The organism is Hydrogenovibrio marinus (assembly GCF_013340845.1).
Classification (GTDB): Bacteria; Pseudomonadota; Gammaproteobacteria; order Thiomicrospirales; family Thiomicrospiraceae; genus Hydrogenovibrio; species Hydrogenovibrio marinus.
Genome location: NZ_AP020335.1, coordinates 689,564 through 716,314, shown reverse-complemented (window position 1 = coordinate 716,314; position 26,751 = coordinate 689,564). Strand labels below are relative to the sequence as shown.

21 protein-coding genes, 1 tRNA gene and 1 pseudogene are annotated in these 26,751 nt (G+C 43.4%); 7 read left to right on the top strand and 16 right to left on the bottom strand.

The genetic code is table 11. From position 1 onward, the window contains the following. Window positions 1-4: 4 nt before the first annotated feature. The 8 genes from HVMH_RS03290 to HVMH_RS03255 form a co-directional block, all read right to left on the bottom strand. Complete coding sequence (locus tag HVMH_RS03290; protein WP_035629169.1) at window positions 5-658, bottom strand: urea amidolyase associated protein UAAP2; 654 nt, start codon at window positions 656-658, stop codon at window positions 5-7. Then, window positions 651-1,418 carry an urea amidolyase associated protein UAAP1 gene (locus tag HVMH_RS03285; RefSeq protein ID WP_029907846.1) on the bottom strand — a complete coding sequence of 256 codons (768 nt, stop codon included), beginning with the start codon at window positions 1,416-1,418 and terminating at the stop codon, window positions 651-653. The genes HVMH_RS03290 and HVMH_RS03285 overlap by 8 nt, the downstream gene beginning before the upstream one ends. Next, the gene (locus HVMH_RS03280) at window positions 1,411-1,884 is read right to left on the bottom strand and encodes a CopG family ribbon-helix-helix protein (RefSeq protein ID WP_029907843.1); all 474 of its coding nucleotides are present in this window, start codon (window positions 1,882-1,884) and stop codon (window positions 1,411-1,413) included. Before HVMH_RS03280 ends, HVMH_RS03285 begins: the two co-directional genes overlap by 8 nt. 1 nt (window position 1,885) lies before the next feature. Continuing rightward, window positions 1,886-2,821: an ABC transporter ATP-binding protein gene (locus tag HVMH_RS03275; protein ID WP_029907841.1), complete on the bottom strand. Its 936-nt coding sequence runs from the start codon at window positions 2,819-2,821 to the stop codon at window positions 1,886-1,888. 12 nt (window positions 2,822-2,833) lie between these two features. Continuing rightward, window positions 2,834-3,808, bottom strand: coding sequence for an ABC transporter permease (locus tag HVMH_RS03270; RefSeq protein ID WP_029907840.1), 975 nt, complete (start codon window positions 3,806-3,808; stop codon window positions 2,834-2,836). Between the two features lie 173 nt (window positions 3,809-3,981). After that, on the bottom strand, window positions 3,982-5,085 hold the full coding sequence (locus tag HVMH_RS03265) for a phosphoserine transaminase (RefSeq protein ID WP_029907839.1): 1,104 nt from the start codon (window positions 5,083-5,085) through the stop codon (window positions 3,982-3,984). A 24-nt stretch (window positions 5,086-5,109) separates the two neighbouring features. After that, a complete protein-coding gene (locus tag HVMH_RS03260; RefSeq protein WP_029907838.1) occupies window positions 5,110-6,360 on the bottom strand; it encodes an ATP-grasp domain-containing protein in 1,251 nt (416 codons plus the stop codon). 396 nt (window positions 6,361-6,756) lie between these two features. Next, entirely contained in the window at window positions 6,757-7,209 is a 453-nt protein-coding gene (locus HVMH_RS03255; protein ID WP_029907837.1) for an Rrf2 family transcriptional regulator, read from the bottom strand. 88 nt (window positions 7,210-7,297) lie between these two features. On the opposite strand from HVMH_RS03255, the gene HVMH_RS03250 reads away from it, so the two are divergent. Together HVMH_RS03250 and HVMH_RS03245 are read left to right on the top strand one after the other, a co-directional pair. After that, window positions 7,298-7,831, top strand: coding sequence for a hypothetical protein (locus tag HVMH_RS03250; RefSeq protein ID WP_029907836.1), 534 nt, complete (start codon window positions 7,298-7,300; stop codon window positions 7,829-7,831). Window positions 7,832-7,888: 57 nt separating this feature from the next. Continuing rightward, the gene (locus HVMH_RS03245) at window positions 7,889-8,821 is read left to right on the top strand and encodes an HPP family protein (protein ID WP_029907835.1); all 933 of its coding nucleotides are present in this window, start codon (window positions 7,889-7,891) and stop codon (window positions 8,819-8,821) included. A gap of 63 nt (window positions 8,822-8,884) precedes the next feature. Here HVMH_RS03245 and hmpA read toward each other — a convergent pair whose 3' ends face one another. Further along, window positions 8,885-10,066: an NO-inducible flavohemoprotein gene (hmpA, locus tag HVMH_RS03240; RefSeq protein ID WP_029907833.1), complete on the bottom strand. Its 1,182-nt coding sequence runs from the start codon at window positions 10,064-10,066 to the stop codon at window positions 8,885-8,887. Between the two features lie 124 nt (window positions 10,067-10,190). Between hmpA and HVMH_RS03235 the strand changes: the two genes are divergently transcribed. Together HVMH_RS03235 and HVMH_RS03230 are read left to right on the top strand one after the other, a co-directional pair. Then, complete coding sequence (locus tag HVMH_RS03235) at window positions 10,191-10,628, top strand: RrF2 family transcriptional regulator (protein WP_232087800.1); 438 nt, start codon at window positions 10,191-10,193, stop codon at window positions 10,626-10,628. A gap of 286 nt (window positions 10,629-10,914) precedes the next feature. Next, on the top strand, window positions 10,915-13,200 hold the full coding sequence (locus HVMH_RS03230; protein WP_035629163.1) for a heavy metal translocating P-type ATPase: 2,286 nt from the start codon (window positions 10,915-10,917) through the stop codon (window positions 13,198-13,200). Window positions 13,201-13,300: 100 nt separating this feature from the next. On the opposite strand, the gene HVMH_RS03225 is transcribed toward HVMH_RS03230, so the two are convergent. The 5 genes and pseudogenes from HVMH_RS03225 to HVMH_RS03205 form a co-directional block, all read right to left on the bottom strand. After that, window positions 13,301-13,376, bottom strand: a tRNA-Asn gene (locus tag HVMH_RS03225). Window positions 13,377-13,568: 192 nt separating this feature from the next. Then, entirely contained in the window at window positions 13,569-16,139 is a 2,571-nt protein-coding gene (locus HVMH_RS03220; protein WP_051623179.1) for a sensor domain-containing diguanylate cyclase, read from the bottom strand. Between the two features lie 86 nt (window positions 16,140-16,225). Beyond that, window positions 16,226-17,533 (bottom strand): annotated as a pseudogene (locus tag HVMH_RS11905) (putative bifunctional diguanylate cyclase/phosphodiesterase); the annotation flags it as partial. Between the two features lie 24 nt (window positions 17,534-17,557). Beyond that, window positions 17,558-18,250, bottom strand: coding sequence for a hypothetical protein (locus HVMH_RS03210; RefSeq protein WP_051623177.1), 693 nt, complete (start codon window positions 18,248-18,250; stop codon window positions 17,558-17,560). Continuing rightward, a complete protein-coding gene (locus tag HVMH_RS03205) occupies window positions 18,250-19,125 on the bottom strand; it encodes an ABC transporter substrate-binding protein (RefSeq protein WP_029907825.1) in 876 nt (291 codons plus the stop codon). The genes HVMH_RS03210 and HVMH_RS03205 overlap by 1 nt, the downstream gene beginning before the upstream one ends. A 207-nt stretch (window positions 19,126-19,332) precedes the next feature. Between HVMH_RS03205 and HVMH_RS03200 the strand changes: the two genes are divergently transcribed. The 3 genes from HVMH_RS03200 to HVMH_RS03190 all read left to right on the top strand — a co-directional run bounded on the left by HVMH_RS03200 (window position 19,333) and on the right by HVMH_RS03190 (window position 24,453). After that, window positions 19,333-20,802 (top strand): cryptochrome/photolyase family protein, encoded by a 1,470-nt coding sequence (locus HVMH_RS03200; RefSeq protein ID WP_035629161.1) that lies wholly within the window; start codon window positions 19,333-19,335, stop codon window positions 20,800-20,802. A gap of 221 nt (window positions 20,803-21,023) precedes the next feature. After that, the gene (locus HVMH_RS03195) at window positions 21,024-23,468 is read left to right on the top strand and encodes a methyl-accepting chemotaxis protein (protein ID WP_035629159.1); all 2,445 of its coding nucleotides are present in this window, start codon (window positions 21,024-21,026) and stop codon (window positions 23,466-23,468) included. A 79-nt stretch (window positions 23,469-23,547) separates the two neighbouring features. Beyond that, window positions 23,548-24,453 (top strand): alpha/beta hydrolase, encoded by a 906-nt coding sequence (locus tag HVMH_RS03190; RefSeq protein WP_029907819.1) that lies wholly within the window; start codon window positions 23,548-23,550, stop codon window positions 24,451-24,453. A 66-nt stretch (window positions 24,454-24,519) separates the two neighbouring features. On the opposite strand, the gene HVMH_RS03185 is transcribed toward HVMH_RS03190, so the two are convergent. Together HVMH_RS03185 and HVMH_RS03180 are read right to left on the bottom strand one after the other, a co-directional pair. Next, on the bottom strand, window positions 24,520-25,635 hold the full coding sequence (locus HVMH_RS03185; RefSeq protein ID WP_029907818.1) for an HD-GYP domain-containing protein: 1,116 nt from the start codon (window positions 25,633-25,635) through the stop codon (window positions 24,520-24,522). Window positions 25,636-25,745: 110 nt separating this feature from the next. Then, window positions 25,746-26,744 carry a YbgA family protein gene (locus HVMH_RS03180; protein ID WP_232087799.1) on the bottom strand — a complete coding sequence of 333 codons (999 nt, stop codon included), beginning with the start codon at window positions 26,742-26,744 and terminating at the stop codon, window positions 25,746-25,748. Window positions 26,745-26,751 lie beyond the last annotated feature (7 nt).

Sequence of the window (26,751 nt, the reverse complement as noted above, 5' to 3'; positions counted from 1 at the left end):
CCCTTTAAGCCCAGATAATCATCTCTACCGGTGTCGGGTTATACCCATTACAAGGGTTGTTCAACTGTGGGCAGTTTGACACCAACACCAACACATCCATATGTGCCTGCATCTCAACATAGCGCCCCGGAGCGGAAATACCGTCATCAAAATCCAAATGCCCGTCTGGAGAAACCGGAACGTTCATAAAGAAATTAATGTTACTCGCCAAATCCCCTTTTGTCATTGGCTTGTCAGCATGGCAATCACAAGTGTTCAATGCCATCAGGAACGAGTCGCGACAAGAATGCATGTGACGTTTTTCTATCGCGTAACGCACGGTGTTACTCTCTGCTGAGCAAGCGCCACCGATGGTGTCATGACGCCCGCAAGTGTCATCGACAATCGTTAACATTGGATTGAGCATATTGGACTGCAACACACTGCCAGTGGTCAGGTAGATGTTGCCCTGCTCACGAATGGTGTCTGCCGCCGAATAACGTTCGGAATGATCTTTGGCGTTGTAGAACAAAGTATCGACCGCTTGGTTACCTTCCAAGTCGACAATGCGGAAATATTGGCCTGCTTTGACTTCATGCATCCAAGGCTTGCCAGCTTCCACCACTTCACGGTAAACAATACGGTTATCGTCAAAAGTTTCTGTTTGCATCTTAGCCATTTGGATTTTCTCCATAGTAAATCTTGGTGTTGTAGTAAGCACGTTCGTTTTCTGCTCTATGCAATCTGCAAGGGTCATCTTGCCCGACAGACATGGCTTTGAACACGCTCAACTCAATCGGTTTCGGGGCATATTTCGGGTTAGGGTCCAGCGGATGCTGCGCTGTCGCAATGCTGACGATACAGTCCATCTCAAAACGTAAATCGACGCAATCGCCCGCTTTAGAGTTACCTTCAACAAAAGTCATGGCACCCGAATCTTCAACACGCACTTTGCTGAACCAGTTGATGTTCGGCATGATGTCGCTGACACCCAAGCCCCATTTTTCCAACTCATTAATCAAGCTGTCAAAACCGCTTTTGTAGTAGTCGTTATGCGCTTCTTGGTAACTTTTCACGCCGTATTTCTTCTCAACGATACGGGCATTAGAAATACCACCAATGGTGTCGTGCCAGCCGCAGGTATCACCGATGATGGAACACATCACGCGCCCCATATCGCTGAAACACATATTTGGTGTTGTCAGGAAAGCAGTTTTTTGTGCTTTCAAGGTGTCCGGCATGTTGTAGCGCTCGTTCTTCACTTCGATGTTGTTGATCAGCATAGAGGCGTTAGCACCACCTTGAACATCGGTGATTCTCAAAACGGTTCCACGACGAATCACGCCTGACCAGTGTGCGCCGCCAGGCAGATTTTCACGCCAGATCAAATCCCCCAACCTGGTAGATTTTGGTGTGGTTTTCGCGTTGTTTTCAGTCATCCGACTTCTCCTGTTTTGCGTCTTTCCCCCTTGTAAAAATGGGTGGCAAAGCTGAATGGGTTAAATAAAGGTTCCCGGTTTTGACACCGCGATTCGATAGCATTTCATCGCTGATACGTTTCAAGTCCTGTGCAGGGCCTTGCATCAAGTTCACTTCTAGCGTGTGCTGATCCATCAACTGAATCTGCGTTGAGGAAATAATTTCCGCAACATATTGATGCTTAAGGTGATTCAATTTCTGCTGTAAGCCAGGAATAGAATGGTCGAACACCAAGGTCAAGGTTCCTGCCATAACTTCATTGGTGAAGTTCTGGCGATAAGAAGCCACTTCCTTTTGAATCATTTCCGCCAATAAAGCGGAACGATTGTTAAAACCACGATCGACGACCAGTTTGTCTAAATCTTCCAACACCTTCGCTGGTAACGAGGCACTGGTTCTCACTAGGTTTGTAGGTTGTTGTGCCATATTAATAAATGTCCGGTACTTCTGCGTTAACGGGAACCATGCGCACCATGCTGAGCTTGTCTTCCATAGACTCCTCATCTTCCGTTTCCGGAGGGTGCACAAGGCTTTCTAAATAGGCCTTAGTAGCCAAAAACTCTTCAGTCAAAAGCGTGTCATCCACTCTTGGTCTAGGAAGTGGTACTTTAACCACTTCTTTTACTCTACCAGGGTTGGCATCTAGCACCAAAATGCGGTCTGCCAGATAAATCGCCTCATCCAAATCATGCGTGATAAAGAAAATCGTAATGTCGATATTGCGCCATATTTCCAATAGGTACTGTTGCATCTTCAAACGGTTTTTCGGATCAAGAGCCGCAAAAGGCTCATCCATCAACAGGATCTTCGGTTGATTCGCCAGCGCGCGGATAATCGCCACGCGTTGCTTCATCCCACCAGAAAGCTGGTGAGGGTAAGCATCGACGAATTTGGAAAGCCCAACCAAATCAATCCACTGTAGCGCTTCCGCTTCGGCTGTATTTCTCGCCATACCTGATTGGGTCAAACCAAACATCACGTTTTGCTTGACCGACATCCATGGGAACAGAGAATAGCTTTGGAACACCATACCGCGATCCGGGCCAGGTTCCGTAACCTCTTTCCCTTCTACCAGAATGTGGCCGCTTTCTTTTTGCTCCAAGCCAGCAACCAGTCTCGCCAGCGTTGATTTACCACACCCTGAAGGTCCTACCACACAGATAAACTCACGTTTGTGAGTAGTGAAATCAATGCCGTTCAAGACTTTGTTGACCTTACCTTTGTGCTCAAAGGATTTGTGTAGTTCTTTGATTTCAAGCGCGACAGGACGAATCTCAATACGATCGTTACGTGCTGCAATCTCCGGTGTAACCCATTTGTCCAGCGGATGTGCGTTTTCAATATTCATAGTCGTTTCAGTCATATTTCTCTCCGCTTATCCTGCATTGTGCCAAGGGAACATACGTTTACCCAGTTTCGCCAGAATCATGTCGGTGACGATTCCCAAAATCCCGATCATTAAAATCGCAGCAAATACGTTGTCGAAGTTTTTATAGCGTGCTTGCTGGGTAATAAACCAAGTAATCCCCGAGCTGGTTCCAATCAGTTCCGCAACAATCAGATAGGTCCATGCCCAACCCAACAAAATACGCATGTCGCGGAACAAGTCTGGCAAAACGCCCGGCAAAATGACTCTGCGAATCAAAGACTTGCCTTTGCAACCCAGCGTCAATGCTGCTTCTACCAAAGCCATGTTCAATTTACGGGTGGTGGTGGCGACAATCAGCACCATTTGGAAGAAGGTTCCAATAAAGATGATGGCGATTTTGGGTGCATCGTAAATCCCCAGTATCGCAACCGCCAATGCACCGAATGCGGGTGCGGGCAAGTAGCGGAAGAATTCGGTGAAGGGTTCAATCATTCTCGATGCCGAGTCGTAGGTGCCTGCCAAGATGCCGAGTGGCACACCAAAGACCATTGACCAGAAAAAGCCCCAAAAGATAATTTGAACAGAATGCCAAAGGCTTTGATGCAACCAAGGTTCATTGTTGCGTTTTGGTGGCGTGGTGAATGCAGTATACATCGCCAAGGCGACTTCATGCGGTGCCGGCAAGTAAACTGGGTTGGCAGGAATACCCTGTGGAATATTGGCTGGATTCTCACCTTTGATCGCCAAGCGTTTCTCAACTTCGCGCTCAAAAATTTCCTCCTTAACAAGTGTGCCTTCACGGAAATAACTGACATTACCCGGATTAGTCACTTTGATGTCAGGATGCCAAAGGAACGGAACATAGCTGACTAAGCTCCAAAGCAAAAGAGGAATCGCAAAACTGGCAATGGTCAGCCAAATTTTTGATGCCTTATCTAGTTCTACTCGCGGAGTCGTCCAAGATTTTGGGAATATTGCCATAGTGCTCTCTCTTGGTTACGTTAATATTTTATTACGTTTTGTTTATTTCGTAATAAGCAACGGCTATACCAAAAGAGAAAAGACTTTTATTTCAATCAGTTATAAATAAAAATCCATTTAATCAGGGCATCAAAAAGGGTCGTCTGCACCAAAGCAATGCACCAAAGCAATAATTAACGATGTTTGCGCTCAAAGGTAGACATGAAGTCCAAGAGTTGCTCAACGGCAGGCACCGTCAAACCATTATAAAGAGAAGCACGAACACCGCCCAATGAGCGATGCCCATCCAATCCAGAGAAGCCAGCTTGTGCGGCTTCCTGTAAAAAGCGCTGCTCCAACTCTGGCGTAGTCAGGTTAAAGGTCGCATTCATGTAAGAACGATCTTCTTTGCGAGACCAGCCTTGATAAAAGCCTTGGCTGTCATCAATCGCCTGATAAAGTAGTTCGGCTTTTCGGTGGTTGATGTTTTCCATGTTTTCTAAACCACCGACCACATCCTTGATCCAACGTGTCACCAATAAGGTCACGTAAATCGCAAACACTGGCGGCGTGTTGTAATTGGAGTGTGTCGCCACATGGTTACGGTAATCCAAAAACGACGGTAAATTTGGTTGTTCCTGCGCGCTGTCCAACAGTGATTTTTTGATTAACACCACAGTCACACCAGCTGGCCCAATGTTCTTCTGGGCATGCGCATAGATGATAGAGAAACGGTCGGCATCAACTGGGCGCGATAAGAAATCAGATGACATATCGCATACACGAGGAACGCTGTCAGGACCCAATACACGATGAAACTGTAACCCTTCTACCGTTTCATTGGAAGCATAGTGCAAATAAGCGGCTTGCTCTGAAAACGACAATTCTGCATCGTCCGGCAAACGCTTGTAGCCATCCGCCTGCCCCGACCATAGGGTTTTGACCTTACCTTCCTTTTCTGCCTCGACTATGGCTTTTTTACCCCAATAACCGGTTTGCAGGTATTCTGCTTCCCGTCCGGTGTTTCTGAGCAACGTGATTGGAATCATTGAAAACTGTTGGGTTGCGCCGCCTTGTAAGAACAGCACATGAAACTCTTCACCAATGCCAAGCAGTTGACGGATATTGGTCTCCGCCTCTTCCAAAACCGAACTGAACCAATCTGAACGATGGCTCATTCCCAACACTGACATTCCGGTTTCCGGCAAGGTCAAAATGGATTCTTGAACTTGATTGAGAACAGTCTCCGGCAATGCACCAGGACCAGCAGAAAAGTTGAGTTCGTTTAAATTCTTCATTTAGATTCGTCTGTTTCGGCGGGGTTAACTATTGTTTTCGTCAGATGGAAAGGCTTTGATTTTATTCTCTACCATTGTATTGAATGCATCCTTGATTTTCTGAGTTGGTTGCAACTTGTATGCAAATTTATCAACAGGATCCATACCATGCACCACCATCACGTGGTCGATTTCAAAAATCAGCAATTGACCGTCTTTGGTTTCCGCACAGTCAATGCCTAAGTAATCCATTTTTGTTTTTTCGTAAATCGATTTCAAAGCATCACCGTGACGTTCAATAAACTCATTGAAATGCATCATGCTATAGGCTTCGTCTTGACGCTTTATTTCTGCCTCTTCGTCGAGCATACCAGCATTCACGTAATGAATCATCCAGTGCTTGGAAGTTGCCTTGTGACAAATGTAGGCGTTCCCTTCCACCAAGACAATCCTGAATTTTTTGAAGTCACCTTGTTCGTCACTATAATCAATAAAATTACAGAGAAAGTACTCATCAGTTTCAACCTTTTCAAGGTATTGAGCCAGGGCTTCTGTCGATTCTACTTTTTCAAGGTCACGCCCGGCATGAGAGTCACGAGGCCTGACCAAAATGGGGAAACGAACGCCTTCATACTTTTCAGATAACACAGTTTCACCTGCCGCTAACTCAGCCAGTGATGTTCTTTCCAGTAAAAACGTCATCGGCGCTTCAATACCTGGTACAGGATTCAGCAAGCGGCTTGCACAAGTCCTATCAGTAACACCGATATACTCAGGTGCATTGATAACCGGTACTTGCCAGTGTCTCAGAGTTTCGGTAAGTGCTTCCAGCATAGGTTTATGGTGTGCAGATTCACACACACCGACCATCGCGACATCATGCTCGGGAATCGGGTCGATAAACCATGGTGCTTCTTCACTCAGGTAATAGAAAATCAACTCGACCTCTTCACCTTCCATCAGGCAGTCTAACGGTGTGTTCTCAGCTATATCACCCGGTGCCATCAGCAATAAAAGTCGATATTTAGCCTTCCCGGTTACAGATGGTATGACATAGGTTCTTTTTAGCAATAAGGCCTGCTTTTGCAGCTCAAGCCCAACCTTAGGGTCACCCAGAATTTGCATCACCATGGACAGGTTCATCAATAGCTCAGGATTGGCTGAATCCTCTTCCAACTGTTGGAATATGTTTTGCGCAATCGGCATTAAATCTTGATCGTCCAAACTCAGACGTAAAAATGGTGCCAGTCCAAGAAACCTACTCGTTGGAGTAAGATTATCTGAAATATTGTTCATTCTTATCCTTTTACCAATCCCTAGCAATTATTCATCCTGGAGGAAATTATCTTTTTAGTATATCAGGCATGTATGTCGGTGCAGAATACCATTTCAACTTTAATAAAATATGAAAACATCTTTAATATCCCCCATTTTTATAATAAAAAAATATGCATCCGCATATCATGCCGTTGACCTGATTCTATAAAAAGTTGGACAACCCAACACTTACAAGCGGCAGGCACCATGTTTTATGTAGCATTTAAAAACGCAGCAAGAAATGTAAAAAGTGACTGCAAAAGAGCAGAGCTAAAAGATGCTTACGTAAGCATGATGATGGGCAATTAAAACACCCATTTCAGACAACCCAAACCTCGCCAAGCTCTTTGCGGGGTTCAAATATTTCATAGTCGTCTATTTGAAGAAGTTCTCCGTACCGCCTGTATGTAACAGGTTCACCAGATTCTGTTCGTTTTGCGTGATGTCCGCCAAAGTATAATTATCTAAAGTAGACAAAAATGCTTCCATAGCAGCATAGAGTGCGGGCTTGAGCATGCAGACTTCTTTTATGCAGCAAACAGGTTCATCACAATTAACTGGATTCAAGGTCGTCTCCAAACGACGAACCACTTGCCCTACCGAAATGGTAGAAGGTGCGCGACACAAAAAGATACCGCCTCCTTTTCCTTTTACAGTGCTGATAAATCCTTCCTGACCTAATCGGTGAACAACTTTTATCAAATGGTTTTTCGGAATACCAAACTTATCTGCAATGGTTTGAATCTGAATTTTTTCCGTACGATCTTCTTGGATGGCCAAGTACATCAATACCCGCAAAGCATAATCTGTATATTTCGTTAACTGCATAAAATGTATTTTATATATACCTTATAGACTTCTTTTTCATTTTAATATAAGATGCATTTAATATATACCTTATATAAGGAGTCGTCATATGTCACAACCTGAATTGGATTATAACCAAAAAAGACAGGCCAGAACGCCACATAACATTTTCAACATGAATGTGATTCTCGTCCATCTCTTCGCCGTAGTGATTTTATTTGAGTTGAATTTAATACATTGGTTCTGGGTGATTCCAATCACTTCACTCAGCATCATGCTGTTGCAGTATTTCTACTGGAAATCCCTATTAATCAAACTTAAATCTGACTTGGACGGATATTGGTACGTTGCTGCCAATTGGTCTTTGGCAATTCGGCACAACCGCATCGTCTTTATCAGCTACTTGATTTGCGGTTCGATATTCTTAATCGGTTACACCATCTCCAATAGCATGACTTCCGATCCCAATATGAGCAATATCGGCATGATGATCTTCCTATACCTTTCAGGTAACCTCATGCTACTGACTTTAGTCATCACTTTCGTACTGAGCAGTGGTGCTATCTGGCATACAAACAAAGGGGAAATAACCCGCGTCCTGGAAAAAATTAAAGCCGGTCTTGAACCATCCAGTGATATTTAAAACTCTACTTAGGCATCTTTTCTCTACAACAGATGCCTGAAAACACAACCTTTATCTATGAAAAATTTTCTCAAAACACTTTTCGACTTTCTTGGTGTTGAACAGTCACTTTCTAGCCATCACGAAAAATTTATTTCCGCCTTTGGTGGCTTTCTTTCCATCATAACCATCATTGTCATCAGCCAACATTTTTTAGGACAAAACCACCACTGGCTACTGGTCCCCTCTATGGGCGCATCCGCAGTTTTGTTATTTGCCGTTCCACATGGCCCTTTGTCTCAACCATGGCCTTTAATTGCGGGCAATACGATTTCTGCCGCTATCGGTGTTACCTGTGGACTATTGATTTCCGACATGCCTATCGCCATTGCATCCGCCGTTGGGCTATCCATCCTGACCATGTATTACCTGAAGTGCATTCACCCCCCAGGTGGGGCGACAGCTCTCAGCGCCGTCATGGCAACTGAAACAATTCACTCTTTGGGTTATCAGTTTGTTATTACGCCAGTCCTTTTAAACGCCTTGTCGATCTTTATGATAGCCATGCTGTTCAATGCCTTCTTTCACTGGCGTAGATACCCCGCTTTTCTCAACCAGAAAAAGCGCTTACAACCTCAACAACCCAACGACTTTTTTGATCACTATGACTTTATCAATGCCTTAAAGGAAATTGATTCTTTTGTGGACATCAATGAGTATGATTTAAAAAGAATTTTTGCACTTGCTCACGCCAACTCAGAACAGAAACGTTTGCACAAAAGTGATATCAAACTGGGTCGCTATTACTGCAACGGCAAACCGGGGAAAGACTGGTCTATAAGACAAATCATCGATGAGTCCCTAGAAAAGGATTTGATTATTTTCAAACAGATAACTGGAGGCAATAAAAACACAAACGAGTGCTTAACGAAAGAGCAATTCGTACTCTGGGCGAAGTATGAAATCACGGAAGAAAGTGGGCAATGGAAGAAAAAAACCGATTCTGACTGATTGTACAATCGAACAAAGTGAAACCACTATAGAAAGCAGTTTCACCTAGCAAACATAATGCTTTCAACTTAACTTTGTGGTTGGCCCAAAAACTTCGTAATGCAACTGGTCTTCTTCATAACCAAGCTCCTGGCAGAGCCTATTCACCTCAGACATAAATGTCTTTGGTCCGCAGAAGTAAACATCTGCCTCATCGTTTGGCAACCACTTTTTAAGTACATCTTTTGTCAAATAACCACGGTGATCACCACCATCATCAGATTCATAAGAAACATTATATTTAAATCCATAGTTTTCTTGCAGGGTTCTTAACTCCTTTTCCATAATGTGATGTTTCTTATCACGGCAGCACTGAATGAAAGTGATTTTCTCACTATCAAAGTATCTCAGCTCATTCAGCAGCATACTCAACACAGGCGTAATACCGACACCACCCGCAATAAACACTTTGCTGCGAAAGCTATCCTTTAAAACAAAATTCCCTGTTGGCGGTTGTAACCAAACCGCATCTCCTACTTTCGCAGAATGCAGATAGTTAGACACCACGCCCGCTGGAACAGCATTTCTATTTTCAGCTTTAACAGTAATCCGGTAGAAATCATCACCCGGCGCATTAGAAAGGGAATATTGGCGGATCTCATCATAATCATCATTAGCAGGTTTGGTTTTCACACCAACATATTGCCCAGCTTTAAACGACACCATTTGCTTGTCTTCTGGCAGTAAATAAAACGACTTAACACCTTCTGCCTCATCCACAACCTGATCGATCAAAAATGGCTTAAACCCTCTCCAACCACCTAGCTTATTCTCATTTTCAGCATAAATCTCTTCTTCAACACTAATGAAAATAGATGCAAGTGCATCATAAGCAAGTGCCCATGCCTCCAGAAGTGAGTCATTTTCTTCCAATCCTAGATACTCTTTGATTGCTTCCAAGAGATACTTGCCAACAATCGGGTAATGCTCAGGCAAGATATTCAAACTCGCATGCTTGTGTGCAATACGCTTCACCATTGGTGTTAGGTATTCCAGTTGATCAATATGGCTCGCATACATAAACACAGATTCGGCCAATGCCTTCGATTGTTCTCCCTGCGCTTGGTTTGCCATGTTGAAGATATTTTTTAACTCCGGGTGATTAAAGAACAACTTTTCATAGAAAATGTCTGTAATTTTCACACCCTGCTCAGCAAGAAGCGGTGCCGTTTCTTTTACTTTTTGAATGATTTCATCTGACAACATAACTGAGATTCCTATTGTTTTAGTTAATCGACAATAAAGATTCATATTGAATGAATCTTTATTAAGATGCATACTAGATGAATCTAATGTAAAATGTCAACCACAATCAAAGTAAAAATTTGGAATGGCGAATTTTATGCAACTCACTAAACAAACTGACTACGCTTTTAGGGTATTGATTTATCTCGGGTCTCAAACTGAAGACAAACTCGCTACTATTCAGGCTATCTCAGACACCTTCGATATATCCAAAAGTCATTTAATGAAAGTAGTGCAAAAGCTTGTCAGCCACGGTTTTATACAATCTGTTCGTGGCCCTACAGGTGGTATTAAATTAGGAAAAAATAAGGACGAGATAAACCTGAGACAGGTCATTGAACTGATGGAAGTTACTCTCAAACCAGTCAACTGTGATGTACCGGCTTGCAGAATCAACCAAAGTTGTGAGCTCAGAAAGTTTTTAGATCAAGCTCAAAACAAATACCTTGAATATGCAGAACAATTTACCTTGGCAGATCTAATCACCAAGCCAATACAAAAAGATATATTTTTCAGAATCTAAGAATAAATATTGCCTAAATGCTGAACCAAAACCAATAAAATCAAACACATCAAACATTCGACGCTACCACTATCAAACTGAATCTCTTTTCAAATCTCTATTAATCACTTAGTAGCCGTCAGTGACTTAAATGACAATTCATATATCCTACAAGCATTCCCTGAATAATTAACGAAAACTGCAGGAGGCCAAATATCAGACTAAGTTTGAGAATAATTGACCTTATATCTGGGTTGTTCTAGTATTGTTTTTTTAGTCAGAACTCTACTCTGAAACAGGGTACCCGATGTCAAAAACAAAATATCTCACCCTATTATGGACATCCATTGCAACGCTTGCGGGACTTGTTCTCTACAGTGTTGGCAATGTCGAGATGGGACGTATAAGCTGGGACATCGCTGTTGTTCCGGCACTCATATTATCATTATGGGATATGACCAAAAGCTTACGTCGTGGCGACTTAGGCGTTGATTTAATTGCCATATTGGCCATGACTGGGGCACTTATTCTAGGCGAAGCACTTGCCGCCGCAGTGATTGCATTGATGTACGCGGGTGGACAAACCTTGGAGCAATATGCCGCCAACCGAGCAAAACGCGAATTAACCTCCCTACTAAACCGCACACCAACAACAGTGGAACGCTATGTTGGAGAAGCGCTTGAGAATATATCAATAACGGAAATCAAACCTAAAGACAAATTGCTGATCAAAACAGGAGCCGTACTTCCTGTTGATGGTTACGTCAGCGGGGATAGCGAAGCGACCCTTGATGAATCGTCTTTAACAGGAGAATCTCTTCCAGTTACCCTCAGCCCAGGACAAGCCGCCAGTAGCGGCACACTAAACATCGGCTCACCGTTTGTGCTAGAAGCTGTTCATAATGTTTCTAACAGTACTTATGCTAGTGTCATCCGCTTGGTTCAAGAAGCACAAACGGGTAAAGCGCCTTTTACTCGAATGGCCGACCGCTATGCAATCTGGTTCATCCCATTAACCCTAGGCATAGCAGGTTTAGCTTGGATGATCTCAGGTGATCCTGTGCGCGCTCTTGCCGTGCTTGTTGTTGCCACCCCTTGCCCTTTGATTCTGGCGGCACCCATTGCCATTGTCTCGGGTATCTCCAGTGCAGCACGAAAAGGCTTACTGATAAAAAATGGGGCCGCACTTGAAGCTTTGGCCAATAGTCAGAGAATCATTATGGATAAGACCGGCACTTTAACAACCGGCAATCCACGATTGGTAGATATTGAAACTGATGGCTCACTTAGCCATGAGGAACTACTGCAACTAGCCGCATCACTTGAACAGGCATCATTCCACGTCATTTCATCCTCTATTGTCGAATCAGCCAAACAACGTCAAATACCTCTAATCATTCCTCAAAATATCGAGGAAACTGCAGGAAAAGGCATTCAAGGGCAAGTAAACCAACATCTGATTATGGTTGGTCAACCCTCTTGGATACTTGAGCACAACCCATCTTCAGACTGGATAGACCCATTGCTCAAAAAATCACACAATGAAGGCAGAATGTCCGTTCTGCTCTCAGTCGACCATCAGGTGCGTGGCGCGCTACTGCTACAAGACGAAATACGTTCTGATACGCCGCGCGCACTACGCAACTTGCGTTCAGCAGGAATCCAACACTTATCCATGGCCAGCGGTGATCATACCCAAATTGCTTCCAGCATCGGCTACTCTCTTGGATTGGATAAAGTTTACGCCGAACTCAAACCCGAAGACAAATTAGACATCGTGCGCAGTGAACATCAACAAGGTATCACAATGATGCTAGGAGATGGCATCAACGATGCGCCAGCATTAGCGATAGCTGATATTGGCATTGCCATGGGTGCTGGTGGCGCTGGTGCAAGCTCTGAAGCCGCTGATGCCGTACTAATGGTAGAACGTCTTGATGCATTGGTTGAGGGACTCTACATTGCGCGACGCAGCCAATCTATAGCAAAACAAAGTGTGATCATTGGAATGCTACTCTCAGCCATTGCCATGGTGTTTGCGGCATTAGGCCATATAACCCCTTTAGAAGGCGCAATTTTGCAAGAAGTTATTGATGTTCTGGTTATCGTCAATGCATTACGTGCTTTGTACAGCCCAACAAAACATCCCGGCATCATTGATGTCAAACAACAACATCAACTAAAAAAAGAACATATTGAACTACAACCTATTTTAGAGAATATCCGCACGTTAGCAGATCAACTGGCTCATGAACAAGATATTGAATTATCACAACTTAAAGCGCTGGCACAACTATTAAAACAAAAGCTGATTCCCCATGAACAAGACGATGAACGCCTACTTCATCCTCAATTGGCAACCAAAATGCAAGGCTACGACCCTATGGCAATGCTCAGCCGAACGCACCGCGAAATTCTTAACTTGAGCAACCAGTACTTAGATATAGTTGAACAGTCAGGTGTTAGCAAACTGGATACACAACAGCGTTATGCCATCATACGTATTCTGTACAGCTTAAGCTCCATCCTAGCGCTACACTTTGATCAGGAAAATGAACTATACAGCCTTCTCTCAGGAACTACACGAAGGTAATTGGGGTTGAAACCTATAGAGGGTGGAAGAGTAAAACTAGGCAATAAAAAAGCCAGACTTCATTCACTCGTAAGTGTTTGAAATATCTGGCTTTAGAATGTGGCTCCCGATGCTGGACTCGAACCAGCGACATACGGATTAACAGTCCGGTGTTCTACCAACTGAACTAATCGGGAAGAGTAATTTGTTTCTCGACTTACCCCTTCGGGCGGCGAGTTCTTCGTTTGATGGAGCGTATTATAGAGAAAATATCGTTCTCTGCAACCCCTTTTTAATAAAAATATCACATTTAGTGAAACGCGCAAAAGTCCTAAAAACTTAGCACCAATGAAAGAGCTCGAAAGCGAATTTTTAGAATTTTTAAAAGACTATAAAAGGCTATAAACCTGATTACGACCATTCTGTTTTGCTTGATACATTGCGGAATCTGCGCGCTTAATCAGTGATTCAAGATCATCTCCTTTCTTCACTTGCGCGACACCAAAACTGGCAGTAACATCCGGTCTACTTTCGGAGCGAGATTCCTCAATACGCGCTCTTAATACTTCTGCAACTTTCATGGCTTGTTCAAGGTCACTGTCACAAACTACCAACACAAACTCTTCTCCCCCCCAACGTGCAAATACATCAGTATGACGAGAGTTTAAATCAACGATTTCGGCGATCTGCTTCAAGACAACATCCCCTACTTCATGCCCAAAGGTATCGTTAACGTGTTTGAAATGGTCAATATCGAAAAAGATAACGCAGAAAATCATGCCTTCTTCTTTGGATTGCTCCATAAGCTGTTCCAAACGCATATTCAGCGTATAGCGGTTATATAACCCCGTCAAAGCATCATGTTCTGCTTGGTGTTTTAAGGCTTTTTCCTTCAATACCTGCTCTGTAACGACTCTGGAGCTTGATACGAAAGCCGAGATTTGACCACGATTGTCGCATACAGGTGTGATGATTTTATCTTCATAATAAACACTGCCATCCGCACGCTGATTGATGAAGATATCGCGGAAACTTTTTCCTGATAAAAGCGTTCTCCACAAATTCGTGAAGAAATCCAATGAATGCTGGCCAGAACTGAGTATTTTCGGGCTTTGCCCCAAAACATCTTTTTCTTCATACCCCGTCACTTCGAAAAATGCTTTATTGACATAGGTAATTTTTCCTGTCAAATCAGTCACCATAATCAAGTCTTCAATCTGAGAAATCAACTGCGTCCACAATTGATTCATCAACACCTGTTCGCGCTGTTGTGAGATATCCACGCAAGTAGCGATCATCTTTTGATTACGCATCACGCCGTTCATACGAAAATAGCGTTTTTCTATTCTTTGCTTTTCACTGATGATTTCGCATTCGAAGTCTTGAACTATTTGTTTTTCATGAACCATGATGACAAATGGCTCCAGCACTTTTCTCAGTCCAGGTAAATCATCACTATTGAGCTGCTCTACGTTCTCAACATGGAACAAATCCAAAAACACTTTATTGGCATAAGTAAAGGTATTGCGATCAGACATCTCGTAAATACCTACTGGAGATTCATCCACCAATTGACGATATCTTTGCTCAAGTTTAATCAGCTGTTGTTCATGCTTAAGCTGCTCTCCAATATCCCGTGCAACATTCAATACCACTTCATTGCCTTCCATATCAAATAATGATGCACTGACTTCTACAGGCAAATATTTTCCTGTTTTCATCACATGCTCTACACGGAAAACCTTATTGGGGGTATATCTCAGCTCGGCAATCAATTCCTTCACATTGCGCTTATATCCAGAAGCATTAAGCTGCGCCAAGTTTAGCTGTTTAAATGTTTCTTCATCATAGCCACGCTTTTTCCACGCTTGCTGGTTTGCATAGATAAACTGTCCCTTGTCATCATAGACATAGACACTATCGGAAACTTTATCAAGCATACTGGAACGCAACTCATACTCTGAAATCCACCTGGAAACTCTAAGCGCCAAAGCCCAAATTAAAATAGCGACAAGCACAAATAGCAGGAAAAAGCTTACAAGCAGTTCCATTGCCACCATTATCGGTACCTGACTTAAGAATGTAGGCGGCATGGAAGAGATGAGGTAAAGCTTTTGGTCCGGCGTTTCATAAAGCGGATCCGTTCTAAAATCAGCTCCATGTAGATTTTTTGCTAAATCAACAACTTCACTACCGCGTTGCAAGACGGGCGATGTTTTAACCGGCAATCCTAGAACCTTATGCCAACTGTCTTGCCGTGTTTTCCCTATCACGATATGCCCTTGCTGGTCAGTGATGGAAAAATCCATTTCTGTTGCATTGCGCAGAGACTCAATAAAGTGTGCCAAATTGACATTCAACATGACATAACCGACAAAACGGTTATGTTGGAATATCTTTTGCCCGATGCGGATGGTCGGTTCATAAGGTTCAACGACTTTATCGTGCTCGACGTTGAGATCAAGCTTAGAAAAATAAAAGGCTTTACCCTTTAACTTCAAAACTTCTTGATGATAGTATCGGTGTGACTTGTCCTGCAAAGCATTTCTAGGTACGACAACCAACTCACCTGTCGTGAATTTACGATCAATGCGAACCAGCTCTTTACCTTCTGGCGAAAGCAACCTTAATTGGGATGCATGTTTAAATGAAACTATTTTTGATAACAGCGCCTTTTCAAGAAAAGTCAGATCTGTTTTTTCCGGCGCTTCAAAAAAATTCTGTACCACTGGTGAAAGCTCAACGGAATCAACCAAATCTTGGCCTTGCTCCAGCATCGCGTCAAAGCTTTTTATAAACAAACGGGAAACGAAAAAAGATTCGCTGTGGAAATCACTGACAACAAATTGATGCAGGAATCTTAAGCTACTAGCGCCAAAGCCGATTAAGATAACCAAGAACAAGAGAGAAAAAAGCCAGAACACTTTTTTCTGGGCAGAGCTTCTGTAACCACGTGCCATTTTGATTTTGTTTATAAATCTACGTAATAAAACTTAAGGCATAGTAGCACAAAAAAACAAACGAAACCCCAATAGAAACAAGGTATTTAAAGTTTTTCAACCTTCTGTGTTATACAGGTATTTTGCAGATTCACACCCAAAAAATGATAGAAGTCTTCTACCGGTAATGGGCGGGAACAAATATAGCCTTGGAAAGTGTCGCACCCAATCCCTTCTAAGTACTTCACTTGGGTTTCGGTTTCCACTCCTTCGGCAACCACTCCCATTCTGAGACTTTTCGCCATTTTTACTATGGTTTCAAGGAATACGGCACCCTGCTCGGTGTCATAATCATCTACGAAACTCTTGTCGATTTTTAGGAAATCGATAGGGAATTTCTTGAGATAAGATAAGGATGAGAAACCTGTTCCAAAATCGTCCAATGAAATCGTCACGCCCAACTCTCTCATGCTATGCAGAATATGAGAGTTACTTTTGTTTTGTTCAAAAAACAGGTATTCGGTTATTTCCAAATCTATATATTTAGGGTCTACGGGAATTCTTGCCAATAAGGCTTTGAAGTCGGCCTCAAAATCGCTTGATAGAAACTGCTTAGCCGCGACATTAATAGACATTCGGATTTTCAGGCCTCGCTGCTGCCATTCATGCAACTGGGTCAGGGCTTCTTCCAATATCCATTTCCCTAAGTCCATGATGAAACCATTTTCTTCTGCTAGCGAAATAAACTCATTTGGAGGGATCAAAGTGCCATCAGGCTTGACCCAACGAATCAAAGCTTCCGCCCCGGTGATCTCTTTGGAAATCAAATCTACTTTAGGTTGGTAGAATAACTGATATTCATCATTATCTAGTGCAAGCTGCATTTCCTTTTCCAGCTTGATGGTTTTCTGCACCTGCTGGTTAAGCTGTTCCGTATAGAAAAAGTATTGTGAACGTCCATTTTTCTTAGCTTCATACATAGCAATGTCAGAGCACTGCATCAAGCCGACAAAATCTTGTCCATCGTGGGGATAAAACGCCACCCCAACACTGCTGGAAATACTGATTGGATGGTTATGAATATGAAATGGCTCACTCAACTCTTGTTGAATCGTTTCAATGGTGGCAATGATTTCTGAGACATTGCTGTAACGATGTAACAGCAAAATAAACTCGTCACCCCCAACACGGGCAACAAATTCATTACGATGAACGGTTTTTTTCAGCAATTTACCGACCTGCTTGAGCAACTCATCACCGATATGATGACCCAAAGAATCATTAACGGATTTAAACAAATCCAAATCCAGAAACAAAAAGGCAAATTCATACTCTTTTGTTTTAGATTCTTCAATAATTTTTTCTAATCTTTCGTGCAATGCATTACGGTTTGCCAATCCGGTCAACGAATCCTTTCGGGCGAGTTTATATAAGTGCTTTTACTCTTGCGCCAACCGGGCAAAAGTCTGCTCCATGATGCCTCGAATCGTATCCAACTCTTTTAGCTTAAACGGCTTGGGAACATCCTCACCTGTTAGCAAATAGTTTTTGAGCTTTTCCAATGGCTGAGACACATAAATGCTGAACAATCCCCACACCAAGAAAACCAGTATGGAGGGTAGAACCACCAAATAAACCAAGAAATTGGCTTTGTTGTAATTCAAATAGGTTTTGACTTCGCCTTTATCCAACACAAAAACCAACCTCAAACGATGAAGGTCTCCATTCCGATAATAGCGAATAACGCCCTCAAAACTTTCAGCTTGTCTCATCACTTCATAAGGCGCTTGCTCGTGAACACGAAAAAATTGATTCTCTTTAGGCACTTCACGAAAAGCGGGATCTGTTGTCAGCAGCAATTTGGAATCATTCAACACCATAATCGCCGAGATGAAATCGTTATTAGCAGCCGTGCGATCCAACACCGCGCGATGCCCTTTAACATCTTCTTGTTTGTGCAAGTTCTTGGAAAGGATATACCCAATCTCGGACATGTCTTCCCGCAGATTGCTTAAGATAGCCGAGGCAGTTTGCTCTCGTTGGTCAGCATAATAATCAGAAAAAATAACATAAAGAACCGCCAATAGGGACAGAACAATAAAAACGACAAACTGCTTAATATTGAACTGCATTACAGCAAAAACCTCGTATCAAACTTGCTCTGCTTTAATCGGCTCTGCAATTGCTCTGGTAGTTTGTCATTAATCCATACGATATCGTGCAAAGAACTTAAAAAGTCTTGATAACTCACTTCCAACATATAGGGTTTGACAGTTTTGTAGAACTCTTCCGGGTTAGCTTTAAGTGCTGCCACCGCCTTAGCCACCAACCCTTTTAAGGCTAAAAACTGTTTCTTGTGGGCTCGCAAAACATCCTGAGTAGTAAATAGGGCATCTACCACCAGCAAATCCAAGCCATCACGCGTAGAAGCCACCTCATGAAACCCCTGCTGCTCCAAACTGACATTGTAAGGAGTGTAGGTCACAATAATTGTAGGACCTTTCATGTTCTGCATATTTAAGGACGAAATAATTGCCTGATCGTTATTAATAAGATGAACCCTATCTCGGCTGATTTGGTATTTCTCCATGAAATCATGAAGTAAAACCCGGTTGACCGAATCCATTTCAAGGTAAGCATCAATTGTTTGCTTGGTGTTCTTTAGCTCTTCAATGGATACGTTGCTGAGAATCAAATCGCCACCATTAGAACGATCAAACATCATCACGGGTTTTAAGGTCGGTTTCTGAGCAGACATCACATTGTATTCATACTGCGTGCCAACATAAGCATCCGCATTACCCGCCTGATAGAGATACATGTTCTCACTCAACGATACCACGTGAAGTAATTGAATATCGAGTGGCTCAAGCCAGCCTTTGGCTTTGGCATAATAGAGCGGAGAGTATCCTACCCAGGTCGTTGCGGAGATTTTCAGTTTATCTTGCGAGCTGGAACAAGAAGCTAGTAGCAAAACAAGCGATAACAATATCAATTTGCGAATCATCCTGACCTCGTTTATCCTTAATCCAGACAGTCACAGGCAAACATATGCGTATGTTTAACCCCACTCTTTTTATGAATATTATCATAAAGTGAATCGAGGTTTGAAGACATCATCACTATAAGCAGATATAGTGGACGGTGTTTATTATCAGACCACGAAAATAGGACAGTTACTTTTCAACATAATTTCCAACATTCCGAGCATGACATGACGACTTTGGTCTGGCTACAACGAGAATTCAGATTAGACTACCTTCCAGCACTGAATGAAGCACTGAATAGCGGTGACGACATCATTCTTGCCTACTTTCATGATCCTGAAAAAACGATTGGTGCCGCCAACAGCGTTTGGCTGGCACATGCCCTGGAAAACCTTGCGGCAGATGTCACTAATCGAAAGGGGAAGTTATGGGTAGTTTCCGGTAACTTTGCAGATACCTTTCCAAAGTTGCTGAAAAATGAATCCATTCAACAGGTTTATTACACTTTCCAAGTTGGAGAACCTTTTGCAAGCATGCAACAACAGGCGCTTGATGTCTGCAAAGCCTTACACGTCCGCTTAAAACCTTTCTTTTCTGAGTTCTGGTTAAAGCCAACGGACTTCTCAAACCAACAAAACCGTCCCTATCTGGTTTTCACCCCTTTCTACAATGGGCTGCTGAAACAACAAGAACATATTCAACCTTTGGCAAGGCTTGCAAAAGAAACGCTCGAGCAAACTGCCGTCAAAACATGCCCAAATCACCCCCGAACTTTGCCCGAGGATTTGCACCGCCTTAGGCAACTACCCTGGGCACAAAAACTCATGGATTCACGTCAAGTTGGTGAGACCCCAACCTGGCAGATTTTGTCGGAGTTTATTACCGAAAAATTGCAGGACTACCCAAGCGACAGAGACTTCCCTGCATATGATGCCACCTCAAACCTTTCGACGGCTCTTCATTTCGGGCACATCCCGACAAGGCAACTTTACTTTGAGCTACAAGCACTGATACAGTCGGACGCCAAGGTCGCACCCGCTGCCCAGTCTTGGCTGCGTCAGTTGGCGTGGCGAGAGTTTGCCAGACACTTGTTGTTTTGGTTTCCACAAACGCAAACAGAACCTTTTCAGGACAAATACCAGCAAATGCTATGGCGTGACGACACCAGTAATGACAGTCAAAACCTTATTGAAAAATGGCAACGCGGCTTAACGGGCATCCCGATGATTGATGCAGGCATGAGGGAACTCTGGGCAACCGGCATCATGCACAATCGCGTACGCATGCTCGTTGCTTCTTTCCTCACGAAAAACCTGAACGTCCACTGGCTAATCGGACAACATTGGTTTGAAGACACCTTACTGGATGCCGACCCTGCCAACAATATTATGGGGTGGCAATGGGTAGCAGGTTGTGGCGTGGATGCCGCGCCCTATTACCGTTTGTTCAACCCCGTTGTACAAAGTGAAAAGTTCGATGCCGATGGTGACTATCTCAAACATTGGTTGCCGGAACTCTCAGCTCTGTCGAAAAAAGCGATACACCAACCCTGGAAATATGAAAGTGAATGTGTAGAGAAAGGTATTTTTCTTGGGAAAACTTACCCACACCCGATTGTAAATTTGGATGAGAGTCGGAAAGCACACATGGAAAGGGTTCAAATGATGAAAAAAACCGCACAGCCGGATAACGATTAAAGCCATCACTTAAAGCTGTACGAAATATTACTACCTTCCTATTTAATAACGTTTTTATCGCGAAAATATTCCATTTTTCTTAATAGAATTTTTCTAGCACTTGCATTAAATAATACGATAATCAAAACCTCCAAAACACCCTGCCACTCCTGCTAATATCCCTTATGAGTTATGGAAACCAAACCAATAAAAATAATAAGATCGTTACAAAGGAGTGCGGAGTGTTAAACAAACTGACAATCAAGTCAAAGCTATTACTATTGGCTTTTATTCCACTGGTGACCAGTGTCTTGTTCTCTTCTCAATACTTGTCAGAAAACCTGAAAATGTTAACCGAGGCTAAGGAAAGCCAAGTTCTATTCAACAACACGATCGAACTTAACAAACTTATCAAAAGCCTTCAACTGGAAAGAACCTATACAGCCGGCTATGTTGGCTCAAAGGGGCAAAAACACCAAGACGATTTGGTTGCCCAACGCAAAGTCTCACAAACAGCCTTCAACCACTTCATAGCGTCTTTGGACATGACCGCGACCCGCATGAAAAATGAAACCCTTCAGCAAAAGATCCTCAGCCAAAAGAATGCGATCACCAAGGCCTACAAAAACCTGACAGCGCTCTACCCTCAAATTGATAGCCTGCAAACCAAAAAAGGCGGTCAATTTTTCTCGAAATTGGATGCGGTGCTGCTGAAGCTGATTGCCATCTATGCCAACAACACGTCGAATCACGACATGTCTTCAGCGCTGAACGGCATGTATTACTTCGTGTTCGCGAAACAAACCATCGGGGTTGAAGGTGCTGTACTGAACAATGTGTTCTCTCGCTCGCACTTCACCAAACTCCTTGCCTTCAAGTTCAACCAAGCTTACTTCAAGAAATCGGCTTATTTAAATGGTTTCAGGCAATATGCAAGCTCTGCAGAACTTGCCAAGTTGAATGTCATGATGAAAAACGATGCTCTACAACAAATGACGAAGTTCGAATCACTCGCTCTTGATAATTTGACGGCAGAAAGCATCAACGCCAGTACCGAAGAATGGCAAGGAATCGTCCGCGATGTACTACAGCAAATGGACAACTTTCAAACCTCACTATTGAATCAAGGTACCGAGATGACGAATGAATTTTATAGTTCGGCATTAAGTTCGGTATGGTTGGCATCTTCTGCTATCGTCATCAGTTTGCTTTTGGTGCTTATTGTCATGTACCTGATTATCGTCAGCGTCCAGCGCTCAGTTAAAGCACTGACGGATGCGATGACATCTGTCGATGAAAATGGTGACTTCTCGGTGCGCGCCCAACTCGAAGGTTCGGATGAGTTCGCCATGCTGGCAAAAACTTATAACCACCTGCTTTCAAGCCTTGAAACCACCATCAAAGAAGTCAATGATGTTTTGGCTGCCGTCAGTAATGGTGATTTCAATCGTTCTATTGAAGAAAACACCAAAGGAAATCTGTTGTCATTACAACATGGTACTAATGCTGCAACCCGTTCAGTGTCTATGATGACGCAAGAGCTGGATAAGGTGATGACAGCTATCACTCAAGGTGAGTTCAACGTACGTTTGAGCCAAGAAGTGCCTAAGAGCTTTAGAGAAAAAGTCGACATGGCAATGGAAACACTGGACCAATCCTTTACCCAAACCATGAAAGCGATTGACGGTCTAGTGCAAGGTGACTTCTCCCAATATATCGACTGCCCATCTGCCAAGGGAACTACTCGTCGTTTGATTGACAACATTAACTCCTCGATGTCTGAAATTCAGGCGACATTTGATGAAATCAACCAAGTGATGTTGGCGCAGACTGAGGGCGATTTAACGCAACGCGTTTCAGGTGACTATCACGGTTCTTATGAAACGCTGAAAAACTCTATCAATAAGAGTATTGAAGAGATGGCGCAAATCATTCGTCAAATCCAACAGGTTTCCCTGTCGGTTGATGAAAATGCTCAAGCGCTTAGCAATTCAAGCACTCAGTTGTCGGAAAGAGTTCAGCAACAGGCCGCCTCTCTGGAAGAGACCGCAGCAGCATTGGAACAAATTACCGCCACCGTCCAAAATGCGACGGATTTAACCAACCAGGCTTACAGCAACACCTTACAGACACAAAAACAAGCCAACCAAGGTGAGGCAGTTATCAACGACACAGCCAAGGCCATGGCTGAAATCAACAATATGTCGCACAGCATTACCAATATTGTTGCTTTGATTGACTCCATCGCCTTCCAAACCAACCTGTTGGCATTGAACGCCGCGGTAGAAGCCGCAAGAGCCGGTGAACACGGACGAGGATTTGCCGTGGTAGCTGGTGAAGTACGAAGCCTTGCCCAAAAGTCTGCGGAAGCCGCTAAGGAAATCTCTTCCCTAATCGGTCGCACGACTGAAGAAGTCGATAAGGGTGAACGTCTGATGAAATCATCAGTGGAAGAACTGCAACAAATCAGCCATGGAGTTCAGGAATTGAGTCGAACTATCCAAGAAGTTAACGCTTCCGCCAAAGAACAAGCTGAAGGGGTGAATCAAATCAACCTTGCGGTTAGCAGCTTGGATCAAGACACACAACAAAACGCCACCGTGGTTGAAGTCACTTCTGAAACGGCTTTGAAACTCAAACAAGAAGCCTCTTTACTGGCCTCTTCAATTTTGAAATTTAAGGTTTAATCGGACACCATTTCGATTTATGATTGGCTTTCGGGAAAACATTTCGTTTTCCCTTTCGCCATACCATACGAGGTGTAAGATGAAATTTCTGATTTATACGCTTTTGGCCGCTGCTACCCTATTTCAATCTGCCTATGCAAAAGAGGTTAAGATTCAATACAACGGCCTGACTTTGAACGGTGAGCTTTTACTTGCCGATGGCAAAACCTTAAAAGATGGTGTTGTCCTGTTCACTCACGGAACTTGGATGAACAACAACTACAGCACTGCAAACACCCTCAAAAATCTGCTACCGGATTCCGGCGTGAACCTGCTGGCAATCAACTTAAGCTTCAACGTCAATGACCGCCATGATGAAGCCATCCTTTCTTGTGATCGTATCCATACCCACAAGCATACCGATGCCATCAAGGAAATCGGAGCCTGGGTCAAATGGCTGGAATCACAAGGTGCGCATAACATCACCTTGGCCGGTCACTCGCGCGGCGGTAATCAAACAGCTTGGTATGCTTCCGAGCACAATGATGATGCCCATATCAAACATGTTGTGCTATTTGCCCCACAACTATGGTCGAAGAAAGGTGAAATCGCGGAATACAAAGAGAAGTACCACAAAGACCTAGTCAAGTTGGTTGCTCATGCAGACAAACTGGTTAAAGCAGGCAAAGGTGATGAAGTCATGCAGCATACTGATTTAGTCTACTGCAAAGACTCCAAAGTAACGGCCGCAAGTTTTGCGAGCTATTATGATTTCAATCCGAATATGGATACCATCCATCTGCTACCAAAAATCAAAAAGCCTGTCTTGGTATTCATCGGCACGGAAGACGATATCGTCAAAGGCTTACCGGAAAAAATCGAACCCGTTCTGAAAAAACACGCCAATATTCACTTGGATGTTATTGATGGCGCAACACACTTCTACCGTGATTTCGCAGGGGAAGATGCCGTCACCAAAATGGTTGAGTTTATCGGCAAAGAGTAATTGCTTTTGAGTCCTGGCCTTCCATTGGAAGGCCTTATCTGACTAGATGCAAGATGACTCACAGCATTAGTTTTCGACAACGTCCGCCAGGAGTTTCTGGATGTTTTCAATCTTGTCGGGGAAGCTCAAAAAAGCCGCGACACAATCTGCATCAAGCTTGTCCTCAGCAGCCATTTTTTTTAATTCAGCATAGGCATCGCTGTTACTCCAACTGCTTTTATAAGGCCTAGCCGACGTCAGCGCATCAAAAATATCGGCTACTGCAACAATCCGAGCTTCCAAAGGAATATCCCCCCCCGTCAAGCCATCTGGATAGCCGGAGCCATCCATTTTCTCATGATGATAACGGACAATATTCTGAATCATGGTCGCGAACTTAATGTTTTGCAGGTCATAGTTACGTAGCAGCAAGTTCACCAAATCGGCTCCCTTAACTGTATGCGTCTGCATCACGGTGAATTCATCATCGGTTAGCTTACTATTCTTTCTCAATATAGCGTCGGGAATGGAAATCTTGCCGATGTCATGCAAAGGTGCAAACATGAAAACATGCTCGACGAACTCGTCATTTAGTTGGTATTTGGGCGCAACTTCCTGCGCAATCAATCTGGCATAGTGCGCAACACGACTCATGTGTTCACGAGTTTCTGGGTCTCGCTCCTTACTCATCTCCAAGGTCGAATGTACCGTTGCCAGCAGTAAATTCTCTATACGCTTTTCATTGGCAACCATCACCGTAAGCAATGGCGAAACCAAATCAAGGTCATAGATCATGTCATCAACAAAAGCTGCTTTCTTTTTGGCATTGAAGAACAACATCCCCAAAAATTGAGCGCCATTGAACATAGGATAGGTGTAACTTGATTTGAATCCGGCCTTATGAATTTCTTCAGTATGAATACGATGATTGGGTTCATACGCGTCGAGATCGTCAATCACTCGAGGTTGTTTCGACTCTCGAAGTTTGGTCAACGAGTGTGAGGTGGAAAACTTGAAATCATACATGGATAAGGGCGTTGCTTGCTCCCCGGTATAAGCGAATGTGGTGAGAATATCTGTGTCTTCATCATATAAAGCAACTGCCATTCTTTCGATTTCGGGGTATTTTTTATGAAGATAATCGTAAATGACTTTTAACTCTTCACTAAAGGTGATGTCATTCGTTGGCGTCAAACTACTCATATAAATTCAATTTCAAAATCCCAGCATTAAACCCATTTCATCAGCTTATACTGAATAAGACAATCAAATTTTATTTAGGGAGCCCAAAACAATAGTAATAAGGGGCTCTTTTACTTGTAAGCCGACACTTCAGAGCGCAAAGCCAAATCTGGCGGATAAGGATGAAAAAACACCTGCGAGGCAAGGTACTCCGAACCATAGTGATTTAAAAACTGTTCGAGAATTTTTACCACCGCAATCAATGGAACAATGCCTTCCACAAACTCTGTCACGGTCTCTTGGTAGTGTGCTTTCTCTTCCGCACTCAGTTGATCCTTGAAATAACCATAAACATGATCCAAAACGTTTCTAACCTGCCCTTTCGTGGAACGGTGCGCCAAAAGCTCAAAAAGCTTTTCTTGATAGGCTGCAAGACTCTCCGAAAGATTCTCAGTTCGAGTGTTGGCGACCAAAGGCCCCATCTCGCGATACAGGGTTTCGTTTTTCGATAGCAGCAGATATTTATGGTCTCGATGAAACGCTTGAAAATCTGCCAGGTTGGGGGTACTCGCTAACAGCTCTCGCCACCTTGCGGAGGTGAAAGCATGCAACATAAAGTTTTCTCGCAACCAGGCATCTTGCAGTCGACTCTCTTCTTCCACTGCCAAATAAGGTGCTGCTGCCTGCAATTGTCCGGTAAATAAGCCAGAAGTCATCGGGTCTTTGGAACCATGCCATTCACCATTTGGTTGATAGACTTTGATTCGCTCCAGTCCACAACTCGGAGATCTTGACTTCACCACAGCGGCATCAAGTTGTCTTTCTAACAACTTGGGAATGATTTTTTCGCCATAAGCTTTCAAACCATCCGTGTAATCGGTTTCGCTTTTATGACCTTTGACACGAATGCCTTGCGGCTCACCGACCAATCGTATTGTTTCTCTCGGCGTGCCGATGACTGCGGCTTCAGGACAGAAGGGATAAAAATCTGCATACTTCGCTAAATGATGATTCACAAAATCGTTTTGCGCATGTCCTCCGTTATAGCGACACTCTGTCCCTCTTAGGCAATCTGACACTGCAACTTTTAATCTAGGAAACGCCATTTTCTCTTCTACCTTATGATTCATGTTCAAG

What these genes read in the sequence shown, in the direction of transcription:
- HVMH_RS03255 (WP_029907837.1), bottom strand. Translation starts at nt 7,209, where the DNA reads ATGCAGTTAACGAAATATACAGATTATGCTTTGCGGGTATTGATGTAC.
- HVMH_RS03200 (WP_035629161.1), top strand. Translation starts at nt 19,333, where the DNA reads ATGACGACTTTGGTCTGGCTACAACGAGAATTCAGATTAGACTACCTT.
- HVMH_RS03245 (WP_029907835.1), top strand. Translation starts at nt 7,889, where the DNA reads ATGAAAAATTTTCTCAAAACACTTTTCGACTTTCTTGGTGTTGAACAG.
- HVMH_RS03285 (WP_029907846.1), bottom strand. Translation starts at nt 1,418, where the DNA reads ATGACTGAAAACAACGCGAAAACCACACCAAAATCTACCAGGTTGGGG.
- HVMH_RS03180 (WP_232087799.1), bottom strand. Translation starts at nt 26,744, where the DNA reads ATGAATCATAAGGTAGAAGAGAAAATGGCGTTTCCTAGATTAAAAGTT.
- HVMH_RS03280 (WP_029907843.1), bottom strand. Translation starts at nt 1,884, where the DNA reads ATGGCACAACAACCTACAAACCTAGTGAGAACCAGTGCCTCGTTACCA.
- HVMH_RS03220 (WP_051623179.1), bottom strand. Translation starts at nt 16,139, where the DNA reads ATGGCACGTGGTTACAGAAGCTCTGCCCAGAAAAAAGTGTTCTGGCTT.
- HVMH_RS03235 (WP_232087800.1), top strand. Translation starts at nt 10,191, where the DNA reads ATGGCGAATTTTATGCAACTCACTAAACAAACTGACTACGCTTTTAGG.
- HVMH_RS03190 (WP_029907819.1), top strand. Translation starts at nt 23,548, where the DNA reads ATGAAATTTCTGATTTATACGCTTTTGGCCGCTGCTACCCTATTTCAA.
- HVMH_RS03270 (WP_029907840.1), bottom strand. Translation starts at nt 3,808, where the DNA reads ATGGCAATATTCCCAAAATCTTGGACGACTCCGCGAGTAGAACTAGAT.
- HVMH_RS03210 (WP_051623177.1), bottom strand. Translation starts at nt 18,250, where the DNA reads ATGCAGTTCAATATTAAGCAGTTTGTCGTTTTTATTGTTCTGTCCCTA.
- HVMH_RS03275 (WP_029907841.1), bottom strand. Translation starts at nt 2,821, where the DNA reads ATGACTGAAACGACTATGAATATTGAAAACGCACATCCGCTGGACAAA.
- HVMH_RS03250 (WP_029907836.1), top strand. Translation starts at nt 7,298, where the DNA reads ATGTCACAACCTGAATTGGATTATAACCAAAAAAGACAGGCCAGAACG.
- HVMH_RS03260 (WP_029907838.1), bottom strand. Translation starts at nt 6,360, where the DNA reads ATGAACAATATTTCAGATAATCTTACTCCAACGAGTAGGTTTCTTGGA.
- HVMH_RS03290 (WP_035629169.1), bottom strand. Translation starts at nt 658, where the DNA reads ATGGCTAAGATGCAAACAGAAACTTTTGACGATAACCGTATTGTTTAC.
- HVMH_RS03265 (WP_029907839.1), bottom strand. Translation starts at nt 5,085, where the DNA reads ATGAAGAATTTAAACGAACTCAACTTTTCTGCTGGTCCTGGTGCATTG.
- HVMH_RS03230 (WP_035629163.1), top strand. Translation starts at nt 10,915, where the DNA reads ATGTCAAAAACAAAATATCTCACCCTATTATGGACATCCATTGCAACG.
- HVMH_RS03185 (WP_029907818.1), bottom strand. Translation starts at nt 25,635, where the DNA reads ATGAGTAGTTTGACGCCAACGAATGACATCACCTTTAGTGAAGAGTTA.
- HVMH_RS03205 (WP_029907825.1), bottom strand. Translation starts at nt 19,125, where the DNA reads ATGATTCGCAAATTGATATTGTTATCGCTTGTTTTGCTACTAGCTTCT.
- hmpA (WP_029907833.1), bottom strand. Translation starts at nt 10,066, where the DNA reads ATGTTGTCAGATGAAATCATTCAAAAAGTAAAAGAAACGGCACCGCTT.